Raw genomic sequence first — 13,434 nt, forward strand, 5'->3', positions numbered from 1 at the left:
ATCCAAGCTAGAAACTCACTCAGAATACAATACAAAAGTGTTTGCCAGCAAGGGTGAAGAGCGGTAGAACTCAGAATTAAGGAAATCAATGTATACCATAATTAGCGCTTATTGATTGGATAATGGCATAAAGATATTGCATATGTCATTTTGATCGTATAAATTGCATTTTATGCTAAATAAAAACTAAAGGATTAATGTTGTGTCAACATGTTGCGATCTCATCATACAAGTAGACACCATGGATGAAAATGTCACCGTTTACTTCACAAGAATCAATGCCCTATTGCATGTCAAAAAGATCTTAAGATTAGAGATACAACGATACAACCCAATGACTTATATGACTGATCAATATCAGCCTTTCACTATTAAAACAACATAAACTTTAATCTTCATTATTTTATCAAGGAGGATAAAAAAATTACTAAAACAGAACAAAATTAAGGATTAACACTTTGCACTGGACAAAACTTCAAACCCTATATGTTGTGTCTTGTCCATAGCCTTTCTAAGTGATCTAGATACTGTGGTTAGGCCGATATACATCGGGAATTAGTCCAAACACTCAATATTGTCTTGTACGAAGGGATTAACAACTTCCAAAAAGGGGTAAATATGTTTCAAGTGGATAATAGTGGTAAAGGCAATTGCATGTATTATGCGTATAGTATTTCTTTAATGTATTTTCTACGAGCCAAGAATATTCCTGATGTAGCTGAAGATATTTTTAATACATTAAAACTTGGAGAAGAGGAAAAAGTTCGTTTACGAGTTCTATTATCTAAGAAGTCAGACCAAGAGTTTTCCTCTTCTGAGATTAAAAATATCATTGAACCTATTCTTGGAAAAGCAACTCGAAATTTAGCGGCAGAATATACAAAAAAGGAATTTAAATTGTCTCCTCAAGATACTCCTTTATTTTCTTCTGCTCATTATGGGTTAGAGTTTTGTTTTAAATGTTCTATGCGGATTAATAGCTCAGAATTGTCCCATCTTATTGAGCATGAGTTTGATAATCCTGATTATATTGGAGCAGAAATCTATAAGGTCAAAGGCATGGACATAGCAATGCATGAGTATTCTTTAGCTCGATTGCCTTATGTTGTTGAAAAATTCAATCGTCAGTGGAGCATTAAAGAACTAGAATGCATACAACAGAAAAAAGAACTCACTGAACGTGAGATTCAATCTCAAAAAAGAACTCTTTTAGATAATATTCTGAGAAATGAGACAATCGAGTTTTTTTTAGGAGAAGAAGACAAGCATTTGGATCAATATGCTCATCATCTCCAACAAAACGGTGTATGGGGCACAGAAGAAACGCTTTTCGTCCTCCATCGTGCGATTCAAGGAGAACATTTAGTTCGGAATCAAGAGGGGAGAGCTCATATTTTATACGATAGAGAGATTATCTTACATCTGTATCGAAATGATGGAATTTCCTACGATCAATCTGGAAGTCCAGAAATGATTGTAAATAATAAAGGTAATGTTCATTGGACTTCGATCATACCTGATTCAATATTTGTATTAAAGTACACTCCTCAAGAACAAAGACTTTATCAATTACTTGATGACATGCAGATGGAGTATGAAAGTATACCACAAGGCTCAGAAAAACAGGCCAGTATTTCAAGCGATTGGATTCATGCTTTAAGAGTTCAAATAGGTGCCATGAAAGATAATCCTAGTCAAGAAGCGAAAGAGAAAGCAATGAGCGATTCGATGCAAATTCTTGGTAAGATGATGCCAATATTAGGTAATTATCCCTATTGGAGAGTTTTGCTCGCTCATTTTTTCACTGCCTTGCTCGAATGTATTCCCACCTTGATGGCAGACAAAAAAATAAGTTCGGGATTGATTCAATGTGAATCATTGCTCACTACACGACCACATCTTACTCCAGTAGCTTCAGAGAAAAAAGAATTATCACCTCCAGATATTACCAATACTGAGGAAAGGCCAAGCCAATCTCAAAAAGAAATGGTCAGTAAGTTTTCTCAACATACTCTGTTCAAAAAACCGTCTACAACAATTCAAAGGGCTTATCCTGAGGAAATTGCCAGATATATTCGAGAAAACAAACAAACAGGACCAAGGGTAGCAAAGGTGTTGAGAAAAATGTATCAAGAAGGACTTCATGGGAGTGAAGAGTATTCTCCAGAAAAGTGTAGAGAAATAGCCCAACGTTACATTGGTTATGTCAAATATCAAGGACGGCATTTTGTTCTTGAGGATGTGGTTCATTTTATAAAAGAAATGGATGAAGTGATAAAACAAAAAGAGGAAAATCTTGAGGAGTTTATTGAACATGTTGATGGTATGAAGTTCAACTAATTCATTAAATTCTATTGTTAATTGTCAGCACAATTTTTCCATCTCGACATTTTAGATGCATATCATAATTCATCGAGATGGAGCAATTTATAAACTAAATTTGATCTGACAGATACTTCTTAAAAACCCGGAAGCTGTCAGAGCACGTTTGAACTGCTACTGCATTTAATGCTTGTGTATCTAGAATTCGTTAGTTAAGTCTGATTCGATTGTTTCTCTCCTCTGTTATTTCCAAATCATTTAATTCAACTTCCAGTTGTGCCTTATAGTTTTTAAATTTATCAGTAAGAGTCTCTCGACCAACTAGCTTTTGTTCTTCAGTGTGAAGTGCATCATGTAAATAACGAGTAAATGAGTTCGCATTAACACCTGAAGTGTTAACTATTTCATGCGTTGCTTTTAATATTTCGGCCATAGGCCTATCCTGCTCAATCATTTTTATTAATTTGTCTGCTTGTTCTCTTCCATACGAACCATAAGACCAATTAGTGAGTCGCCAGCCTGTAGCGTTTGCGGTAGACCATTGTAAATATTTTTCTGCAGCGGTTTTTACGTTCTCTATGGTTTTGCCGATCTTTTCCTTTTCGGTAAATAGTTCCCCAATTTTTAGTCTTTTCTCGTCAATTTTTTCTTGAAGTGCAATTTTATCTTCTTCCTTAACCAAGGTATTTTTTTGATTCTCAAGCTTTTTTAATGCTTCGAGTAGATCTTTTTTGCATTCTTTGGCCTCTGTCATCGTTTTAGATTTTACTATTCGTTCAGGCTTAATGGCATTGCAGTCTTGAAGCAAAGCATTCAACGGGTTTGTAAGTCGATCAAATGTGTTTACCGCTTCAGCATTTTTCAATAAAGTCCCATCTCGCTTGATAAATAACCCTCCAGGATTACTTACTGTTCTCATGTGTTTATTGTTAAGAATTGTATAATCTTCCTTAGCTAATGCTTGCATAACCCCTAATGGTAACCCGGGAATTTTTTGTTTAAATGTTTTGTCATCGGTATGAATACGACGAGGCTCAGATGGAGGACCCTCAAAATTTTCATTAAGTCTAGCACCAATCATTGTCTTAGGTGGTCTGCTTGGGAAGGTATCTATAGAGATTGTAGGTTTACCCTTTCTATGTACTTCTATCCACATATGTTCGGGTAGAAGCTGTCCATGGCCTATGTCATTTTTATCTTCTTCTGAACTACCTCCCCCCCCATAACCACCGCACAGATAGACAGTGACCTCTTCTTCATCCATAGGCTGACCACATTGTCTGGTAGCGTGATTACCTAGTTCACCCATAATTGCTTTTCTTACATCTTTGCTGTCAATGGTAAGAGGAACATCTAAGGACTCCATGGTGCTTGCCAAATTACCCAAATTTTCTAAGGACCAATATTCACCATCATCAAGTCTGCCATCTGCAGCAAATCTAAAGCAGGCTATAGAGTCAATCGTATTTTTGTGATTCGCAAATTGTTGTTGATGATCTATGATTTGTTCATTCATGGCTTTAAAAAAAGCATCTTTGTTCATTTTTTGATCTTCAACGGTACTGTTATTTTTCAACCTATTCCAAAACAAGTTCATCATTTTGTTAAGATTTTCTTCATTAGGTTCACCGAGTTCACCCGTCTTCATTTGTCTATAGTATTCATTGATGGCCGGAGAAAGTGTAGAATACAAAGATTGTGTTCGTACTGTTGCCTGATAATCGTTAGGTGGGTTCGTCTTATTTACAATTGCAGTTATTATTTCTTTTATTGCCCCTTCAAACTCCCCCCATGTCTTGATGTCAGCCATAATTCATTCTCCATATTTAAGCAGTACTTTGTTTAATAATAGCAAAGAAATAGTTTTATTGTGGGTTATCCAATTTATTGATATATAGGATTAATAGGAGCAGCGAACAAATTAAGACTCTTTTTCGGCCTCTGTTGAACTGAGACATGGTTCAAAACACACGTATTTTAGTGAGCACAGTGCGAGTAAAATCAACTCATTCGATGTTTACTAAAAGGGCAAGAAATTTGCGGCTCTTTTGTGCCTCCGTAGAAATTAGTGATGCACAAATTTTCAACCTTTGAACATCAAGAATCAGATGCTGAAAAATGGTTTTAAAACCATAGTAACATCTTTTGGCTATTTTGATTTTACCCTAACAAAGCCGCTGTTTTAATCCTCAAGAGAATGCATATTTTAATGAAAAAATGATTATTTTCGGTACCATTATTTGCTGTTTATTCCCTATAGAAGGTGATAACATCATCAACGATTAAGTATGAGCTAAGGAAAGTAGCACTTATGCATAAGGGAGTAAATTCATTCATTTTTTTTGTTGCCTCGATTGCTGGGTTTGGAGGTTTTTTATTTGGGTTTGATTCCAGTGTCATCGCAGATGTTAAAGATCAGGTTATGGCCCAATTGTCTCTTTCAGAGTGGCAATGGTCTCAGGTAGTCAGCATTAGTCTAATTGGATGTATTCTTGGTATTCCGGTAAGTGGCTTTTTTGCGGATAAGATAAGTCGACGCTGCCTTTTAAAAACAGTCGCTTTAGGCTTTATTATAGGAACAATCTTATGTGCTTTGACCAATTCTTTAATCGTATTATTAGCAGGACGCTTTATTATTGGAATTTGTATCGGCATTGCTTCTTATGTAGCTCCATTATTTATTGCAGAAATCGCTCCTCCTAACAAAAGAGGAACATTAATTTTGATCAATGGCTTAACGATTACCTTCGGTCAGGCTATAGCGTATTTAATTGGCTACTTTCTTCATGAGTATTCTATAAACAGCTGGAGATTTTTATTCGCAATAGGTGGGATTCCTGCATTGGTATTATTTATAGGAATGTATTTTGTGCCTCATTCACCTCGTTGGATAATGAAACAATATGGAGTAGATGAAACAATAAAAACCTTAAAACGTATTCGTCCTTGCGGTTATAACATTCAACAAGAAATAGAAGAAATTTATAGCCACATAAAGAAAATTCAGCCAAGCTATAGTTTGTTACTTAAACCGCCAATTGTTTTCGTTTTAGCAGTCGGAATTATTTTAGGAGTATTTCAGCAACTCTCAGGGATTAACGCCGTAATGTACTATGGACCAGTTATCTTTGAATCCGCAGGTTTTTATCCAGTTTCTCAAGCCATTTTGGCAACTTTTTGTATGGGAGTAGTTAATTTTTTATTTACCGTACTGACTTTGTTGTGTGTCGATAAATTAGGACGACGTTTTTTATTATTAAGTGGTACTTTGATTGCTGCGTTTAGTCTCTTTGTCGTTGCTTTATTATTTAGTTCGGTCGTGCCACATCAAAAATTCTGGGTACTGGGTTTCTTATCAGTCTACATCATGGGTTACTGTATTAGTGTAGGATCTTTATTCTGGGTTTTAATCTCTGAAATTTATCCTTTGCATGTACGTGGTTTAGCAATGAGTATTGCTACAGTAGTGCAGTGGGGGGCAAATTTTTTAGTTTCCATATCTTTTTTGGCTATTTACCAAAATTTAGGGCAAATGCTTACTTTTGCTTTATTTGGTTCATTATGTTTATGCGCTTTTTTCTTTATTTATTATTTTGTACCGGAAACCGCTGGTGTTTCTTTGGAGAAAATAGAAAAAAATTTGATGTCAGGTAAAAAAATTAGAGCTATTGGCAAACAATTATCGAATCCAATAAAAATTAAAAATTTTGAATTAATGAGAGATTAAAATGGATTGTATCAATCAACAAAGAAGATGTCGTATTGGTATTATTGGCGCAGGACGTATTGGAAAATTACATGCAGAAAATATTAAATATCATTTACCAGAATATGAATTATCCGCTATCGCAGATCCTTATTTAGATAGAGAATGGGCAAATCAACTGTCAATTCAAGGTCAGTATCATCATGCTGAAGAAGTCATTTTTCATCGGGATTTAGATGCAGTGCTTATTGCTTCCCCCGCGAATTTACATACAGTGCAAATTAAAGCAGCTAGCGAAGCAGATAAGGCTGTATTTTGCGAAAAACCGATAGGCTTGAATGAAGGAGAAATTATAGATGCCTTAAAGACAATTGAGGCGAACAATACTTTATTACAGGTTGGTTTTAACCGACGCTTTGATCCAAATTTTTCTTATCTGCAAAAACAGGTGCAAGCTGGTGAAATTGGTGCTGTTCATGTCGTTAAAATTACTTCTCGTGATCCTGCTTGCCCTACTCAGGAATATTGTAAAAACTCAGGCGGTATATTTATGGATATGAGCATTCACGATTTTGATATGGCACGTTTTTTAACGCAATCAGAAGTTGTTGAAGTGTATGCCACAGGTGCAGTGCTTATTAACCCTGATTTTGAAGCATTGAATGATGTGGATACCGCAATCATACAAATGCGTTTTGCGAACGGTGCTATGGGAGTTATTGATAACAGTCGTCAGGCCGTTTATGGCTATGATCAACGTATAGAAGTATTTGGTAAAGAAGGAATGTTATTAGCTACGAATCAATTAACGCATTCCGTGTTTTATTATTCAAATACAGGTACCGAACAAGCGAATCCGAAATATTTTTTTCTTGAACGTTATCATCAAGCGTTTATAGCCGAGTTACGTTCGTTTTATGATGCCTGGTTGAATAATAAACCCAGCCCTGCTTCTGGAAAAGATGGCTTGCAAGCTTTGCGAATAGCACAAGCAGCAAAGCAATCTTTAGTGACTAAATTGCCTGTTTTTTTGAGTTGAGGATAGACATGATTTTCCCACCATTTTATTTTGATGCGGAACGACCAATAGATTTGATTTGTATGGGTCGTGTTGCAGTTGATCTTTATTCAGAACAAATTGGGACTGCCTTAAGGGATGTAGAAAGGTTTAAAAAATATTTAGGCGGTTGTGCTGGAAATATTGCTGTGGGTGGGGCTCGCCTTGGCCTTAAATGCATGATGTTTTCTTGCATTGGTAAGGATGAGATGGGATGTTTTCTAAAAAAGGAATTAGAAACTGAAGGGGTAAATATTGATTTACTCCAAGAAACTGAACATCATTTAACCGGACTTGTATTATTAGGTATAAAGCCCCCTAAAGAATTTCCCTTAATGTTTTATCGTACTGATTGTGCGGATATGCAAATTAAGACGCATCATATAAAGAGTGAAGTACTTCAGCAAGCAAAAGCCATTTTAGTGACCGGGACGGGCTTATCTACCGCTACTATGTTACAGACAACTGAAGAAGTGATCCAACTTGCGAAACACGCTGAAACAGCAGTAATTTTTGATCTGGATTATCGTCCTGTTCTTTGGGGATTAATGCAGGTAGGCGATGGGGAGACGAGGTATGCTCATAGCCAAAGAGTAAGTACTACTTATCAACGTATTTTATCATTTTGTGATTTAATCGTAGGTACCGAAGAGGAGATTTGTATCGCGGGTGGCTGTGATGAGGTCGTAAAGGCATTAGAGAAAATAAGAGCATTGACTCAGGCACCTGTAGTTGTAAAGCTAGGTGAAAAAGGTTGTGACGTTTATTTTGCAAATCATAATCAACCCTTAAAGACCAAACCATTTCCGGTTGAAGTGCTTAATGTACTTGGTGCAGGAGATGGTTTTATGGCGGGTCTTTTATCGGCTCTTTTGTACGGCAAGTCTTGGGAGGTTGCTACTACTTGTGCTAACGCTAGCGGAGCCTTAGTAGTAACTCGTCATGGCTGTGCTCCGGCTATTCCCTATAAAGAAGAGTTGGACTATTTCATTCAACATTTTGATGAACAGCCACAGATTTGGAGGAGTAATTATTTGACTCAATTGCACCAAAAAAGAGCTAAACGAAATTCGCATGGACTTATTAAAAATCCACAAGGTTTTAAGCAAGGATGTAATACGATTGTGACTATGGATTCTTTAGCAATGGAGAGCATGAGTTTTAGTGCTTTAAAACTGATTGCAGGAGAAAAATATTCATTTAATGAACATTATGAATTCGCTGCTTTATTAATGACTGGGAAGGTAGTATTTCATTATGCCGAACAAAGTCAACAAGTGGATAGATATGATTATTTTCTTCAGGAGCCTATAGTTTTACATTGCGCTTCAGGTCAAATAGCTTCAGTTGAAGCTCTGACTGATTGTGAGATTTTATTGATCGAAACAGAAAATAATGCGTCATTTGCTCCTTTATTATTTGATAAATCCAACCTTCTGGAGTTAGATAATCGGGGAAAAGGTATTTTAGATGACAGTTCATATCGTATTGTGAGAACGGTATTCGATAAACGTAATAGACCAGAGTCTAATTTAGTTGTTGGAGAAATTATTACTTTTCAGGGGCGCTGGTCAAGTTATCCCTCTCATTATCATGATCAACCCGAAATTTATCACTATCGTTTCTCAGAGCCACAAGGCTACGCGTTTGGTGAAAATGGGGAAGAGGTTTTACGTATTGAGCATTATGATACGTATCAAATTGCTCCTGGTCAGACTCATGCTCATTGTACCGCTCCAGGATATACTCTTTATACACTTTGGTTTATTCGGCATTTAACAGATAATCCTTACAGTACTCCAACTTTTCTAAAAGAGCATGAATGGACAAGAACAGATAAAGCAAATAATAGGGTATGGAAAAAGAAGGATTAGCATTGATGAAGATTCGATTAACTATGGCTCAGGCTTTATTGCGATTTTTGGCCAATCAATACGTAGTAATGGATGGCGAAGAACATCGATTTATTGCAGGAATATTTGGCATTTTTGGGCATGGTAATGTGACTGGTTTAGGTGAGGCTCTTGAGTATGATAGCTACGGTTTGACTTATTATCAAGGCCATAATGAACAAGGAATGGCACATGCAGCGACCGCTTATGCAAAACAGAAAAATAGATTAAGCATTTTTGCCTGTACTTCATCTATAGGCCCTGGTGCTACCAATATGATTACTGCTGCGGCAACGGCAACCACAAATAGAATCCCTTTATTGCTACTGCCAGGGGATGTATTTAGCTGCAGACAACCGGATCCTGTCTTACAACAACTTGAGATATCACATGATTATGCGTTATCGGTTAATGATTGTTTTAAACCAGTGAGTAAATATTGGGATAGAATTGTTCGACCAGAGCAATTAATGACTGCGTGCATGAATGCAATGAGGGTGTTAACAGATCCGGTTGAAACAGGTACAGTTACTTTATGTTTACCACAGGATGTACAGTCAGAAGCATATGATTACGAAGATTCTTTTTTTGAAAAACGTTTTTGGCACATTGATAGAGAGCCTGTCAGTGAGCGTGCGCTCGATGATACGACTCAACTTATTCTTAAAGCAAAAAAGCCATTAATCATAGCAGGGGGTGGAGTCCATTATTCTTTTGCTACAGATGTTTTATCGCAATTTGCGCAACACCATAAGATTCCAGTGGCTGAAACACAGGCGGGCAAAAGTGCTTTGCCAGCAAGTCATCCTATGAATGTAGGAGGAATAGGGGTTACTGGTTCTGAAGTAGCAAATATTCTTGCCTCTCAAGCTGATATGATCTTAGTAATAGGCTCTCGTTTACAGGATTTTACTACTGCGTCCAAATGGGGCTTTAAAAATGAAGCATGCCAGATCATTCACCTTAATGTTTCCCGTTTTGATGCATTAAAAATGAATGGTTTCATGTTGAAAGGGGATGCAAAAACCGGTTTAGAGCAATTAGGAAAAAAATTGGGAAGTTATCAAACTTCTAAAGACTATCAGCAATTGGTAGGGCATTATCAAAAGGAATGGCAGAAAGAATTAAAACGTATTTGTGCGACATCTCATGCTTCAGAAAGTGGTTTATCTCAAATTAAGGTTATTAGTCTGTTCAATGAAATGGTCACTGAAGATGACGTCATTATTTGTGCGGCAGGGAGTTTGCCAGGAGATTTGCATCGATTTTGGCAATCCAAAACACCGAAAGACTATCATCTGGAATACGCTTATTCCTGTATGGGTTATGAAGTTGCTGCAGGTTTAGGAGTGAGACTCGCTAAAGAAAATAATCCAGGTGAAGTGTATGTTTTAGTGGGTGATGGTAGTTTTGTGATGATGCATTCGGAGCTACTGACTAGTATTCAAGAACACAAAAAAATAATTATTATTATTTTTGATAATCATGGTTTTCAATGCATTAGAAATTTACAAGAAAGTCAGGGTAGTCAAGGTTTTGGCAATGAATTTCGTTTTCGAGAGGATAAAACGAAGCGGTTATCAGGAAATTATTTACCTATAGATTTTTGTAAGTATGCTGAAGGATTAGGAGCCCGCTCGTTTTATGTGAATTCTTACGAACAGTTGAGTGGTGCAATGGAAGTTGCTAGAAACGAAAAAAAATCTTCAGTGATTGTATTACCGATATTACCTAAAACCATGAGTCATGGATATCAAACTTGGTGGCGTGTAGCGGTTGCAGAAATATCGAATTCTGAAGAAGTGACTAAAGCACATCAAGCGATGTGCGAGCAATTGAAACAGGTTAGGGAATATTGAAGAAGGATAATAATCATGTGCAGCATGGGCATTGGTGTGTGAATAAAAATAAAATTGTAGGTTGGGCTTTGCTCAACAATAAAAACTTACGGTTTGAATTTTATAAGTTGGGCCAAGGCCCAACCTACAAATTTTTCTATGCAAGAATGTCTTCTAAGAATAGTTATCTTACTTTTGATTTTTAATAGAGGAATTATTGATGCACGTCAAATTAGGAATAGCACCAATTAATTGGTGTAATGATGATGATCCAGAATTGGGTAAAGAGATTAGTTTCGAGCAATGCATTCGTGAAATGGCGGAGTCGGGTTATAGTGGTACAGAACTAGGGAATAAATACCCTCGAGACACGTCTGTTTTAAAAAATGCGCTCAATAATTATGGATTACAATTATCCAGCGCGTGGTTTAGTACTTTTTTTACAGAGCCAGAACAATATGAAAATACTTTATCGCGGTTTATGGAGCATTTAAGCTTTATGAGAGCCATGGGCGCCTCCTTTATTAATGTCTGCGAATGTGGACATGCTATTCAAGGAACAGAATTACCCATTTTAAGTCACTATAAACCTAAGTTTACTGAAAAACAGTGGATGAGTCTGATTCAGGGGCTTCATGCTATTGGACGTATTGCCTATGATTTTAATATGCGTCTTGTTTATCATTACCATGCAGGAACAGGAGTTTTTTATGAGCATGAAATTGATTTTTTAATGGAGAATACAAGCCCTCAATTAATTTCTTTATTACTGGATACCGGGCATGCTGTATTTGCTGATATTGAGCCAGTTGATTTAATTAATAAATACAGTGAGCGTATTTTATATGTTCATTTGAAAGACATTCGCATAAATATTCTGGACCAAGTTGATCGAGAACAACTGAGTTTTATGGATGCGGTACGCCACGGGGTGTTTACCGTACCAGGTGATGGCTCTCTTGAATTTGCATCCATATTTAAAGCCTTACAAAAACATCAATATACTGGATGGATGATTGTTGAGGCAGAACAAGATCCAGCCAAAGCTTCCCCGCTTGAGTACGCTAAAAAAGCTTATAATTTTTTGCAGCAGTACATTATTTAGTTAATCTTTAACGTTAATAATGTTTGTCACTGTATTGCTATACATTAATTCTTGGTCATCGTATAATTTTTGCTTTTTTGGACTTGGGTAAGCACTTCATGTGCCACTCTAATCCCAGATAAATAAGCCCCATGTACGGTGCTTAGATCCGTTGTGGAAGTTGCTTCTCCAGCAAAATAGAGTTTTCCCGCAACGGGTGTGGCTAATAGTGCAATCATCTTTTTATCGACATCTTTAGGTAAATAAGAATAACTACCCAGAGTATAGGGATCGCTCGCCCAATGGGTTCTTTTGGTTTTTATCGGTTCAGGAATATGACTTCCATAAATCTGTCGTAGATGGTGCATAACCCATGGGGTGAGCGGTCCTTTTTCCATATTGCGCGCTAGCTTACCACTAGTAAATACGATAAGGATTGGTTTTTGAGTGTATTTGTAAAGATTGAAGATGTTATATGCTTCTTCTTTATTATTGGGTATCATACCAATCCATTCTTTATCTTTATCCCAAAAAACTTTATCAAATAATAAATAAAGTTTTTCATAATTACCCATTTTCAATTGAGCAATTGCATCCCGCTTGTCTTTAGGTAAGTCAGGACGAAATAGAATTTTATTGGATTTGAGTACTCCTAAGGAGACGGTGATGACGACTCGTTCGGCCTGATAGGTATCATTTTGGGTTATAATTGTAACCCCATCTGCATCATAATCAATTTCTCGGACAATTTGATTCAAATATAAGGGAATATGCTGCGAAAATTGTTGAAAAATCTGGAAATAACCTTCTGGAATAATGGCATTTTTACCCGTCGCAATTGATTTTTCAGAAACAAAATAGGAGTTAAGAGATAATTGTGGCAAATTATCTGCAAATTCGTAAGTATAAATATTGTCTAACGCATAATATAACAAGGAGCTTTGTTTCAAGGTTAATTTTTTTTGTTTCGCAAATTCAGTGAAATTTTGCTCAAAGGTGATTAACTTGTTACGAGTTTGGCAGTACTGTAAGAACTCATAAGTTAAACTCGAAAATAGGTGTAAGTCGTATTCTGATACAGGTTTTCCCTTGCTATCATACAAAGCAAAATCTTTGAGCATGGCTATTAGATTAGAGTTATCATAGCTTGTAGGCGCAATGGATAGTTTGCCTAGCAAAGGGATTAATGGGTTGTGATCAATGCCATGAATCCAAGAAGCGCCTAATTCAATGGCGAATCCCCAGCTATAGTTCGTATCTACTCTGCCGCCGATACGATTTTTTGCTTCAAGAATCAGTACATCTTGTTGTGCCTCATGTAATTGTTTGGCTGCAGTGAGGCCTGACACTCCAGCACCAATAATGATGGTATCGTAGCGATGGGCTGCCCAAGAGATTTTAAAAAGGAATAATAAAAAAATAGAATAGATAAATCGTTTTGTAACCCGAAAAAGACTCTTACTCATTACCTAGTTAAACCTATTTCTTTATAAAAATTTTGCTCAATCAAATAAGCACCAAAAATTGCTCATAGT

At 36.6% G+C, this 13,434-nt stretch carries 9 protein-coding genes; 7 read left to right on the forward strand and 2 right to left on the reverse strand.

Going from position 1 to position 13,434, the window contains the following annotated elements; genetic code table 11:
- Positions 1-202 precede the first annotated feature (202 nt).
- Together DYH34_RS17890 and DYH34_RS06385 are read left to right on the forward strand one after the other, a co-directional pair.
- A complete protein-coding gene (locus DYH34_RS17890) occupies positions 203-385 on the forward strand; it encodes a hypothetical protein (RefSeq protein WP_131775157.1) in 183 nt (60 codons plus the stop codon).
- Positions 386-618: 233 nt separating this feature from the next.
- Positions 619-2,340 carry an OTU domain-containing protein gene (locus tag DYH34_RS06385; RefSeq protein WP_058466066.1) on the forward strand — a complete coding sequence of 574 codons (1,722 nt, stop codon included), beginning with the start codon at positions 619-621 and terminating at the stop codon, positions 2,338-2,340.
- Between the two features lie 190 nt (positions 2,341-2,530).
- Here DYH34_RS06385 and DYH34_RS06390 read toward each other — a convergent pair whose 3' ends face one another.
- Positions 2,531-4,132 (reverse strand): hypothetical protein, encoded by a 1,602-nt coding sequence (locus DYH34_RS06390; protein WP_058466067.1) that lies wholly within the window; start codon positions 4,130-4,132, stop codon positions 2,531-2,533.
- A 501-nt stretch (positions 4,133-4,633) separates the two neighbouring features.
- Here DYH34_RS06390 and DYH34_RS06395 point away from each other — a divergent pair.
- The 5 genes from DYH34_RS06395 to iolE all read left to right on the forward strand — a co-directional run bounded on the left by DYH34_RS06395 (position 4,634) and on the right by iolE (position 11,920).
- On the forward strand, positions 4,634-6,049 hold the full coding sequence (locus tag DYH34_RS06395; protein WP_058466068.1) for a sugar porter family MFS transporter: 1,416 nt from the start codon (positions 4,634-4,636) through the stop codon (positions 6,047-6,049).
- Between the two features lies 1 nt (position 6,050).
- Positions 6,051-7,067 carry an inositol 2-dehydrogenase gene (gene iolG / locus DYH34_RS06400; RefSeq protein ID WP_058466069.1) on the forward strand — a complete coding sequence of 339 codons (1,017 nt, stop codon included), beginning with the start codon at positions 6,051-6,053 and terminating at the stop codon, positions 7,065-7,067.
- Between the two features lie 8 nt (positions 7,068-7,075).
- On the forward strand, positions 7,076-8,959 hold the full coding sequence (gene iolC / locus DYH34_RS06405) for a 5-dehydro-2-deoxygluconokinase (RefSeq protein ID WP_058466070.1): 1,884 nt from the start codon (positions 7,076-7,078) through the stop codon (positions 8,957-8,959).
- 5 nt (positions 8,960-8,964) lie between these two features.
- Positions 8,965-10,836 (forward strand): 3D-(3,5/4)-trihydroxycyclohexane-1,2-dione acylhydrolase (decyclizing), encoded by a 1,872-nt coding sequence (gene iolD, locus DYH34_RS06410; protein WP_058466291.1) that lies wholly within the window; start codon positions 8,965-8,967, stop codon positions 10,834-10,836.
- 199 nt (positions 10,837-11,035) lie between these two features.
- A complete protein-coding gene (iolE, locus tag DYH34_RS06415) occupies positions 11,036-11,920 on the forward strand; it encodes a myo-inosose-2 dehydratase (protein WP_058466071.1) in 885 nt (294 codons plus the stop codon).
- Between the two features lie 44 nt (positions 11,921-11,964).
- Here the strand turns inward: iolE and DYH34_RS06420 are convergent, their stop codons facing one another.
- Entirely contained in the window at positions 11,965-13,365 is a 1,401-nt protein-coding gene (locus DYH34_RS06420; RefSeq protein ID WP_058466072.1) for a flavin monoamine oxidase family protein, read from the reverse strand.
- Positions 13,366-13,434 lie beyond the last annotated feature (69 nt).

This window comes from Legionella cincinnatiensis (assembly GCF_900452415.1).
Classification (GTDB): Bacteria; Pseudomonadota; Gammaproteobacteria; order Legionellales; family Legionellaceae; genus Legionella; species Legionella cincinnatiensis.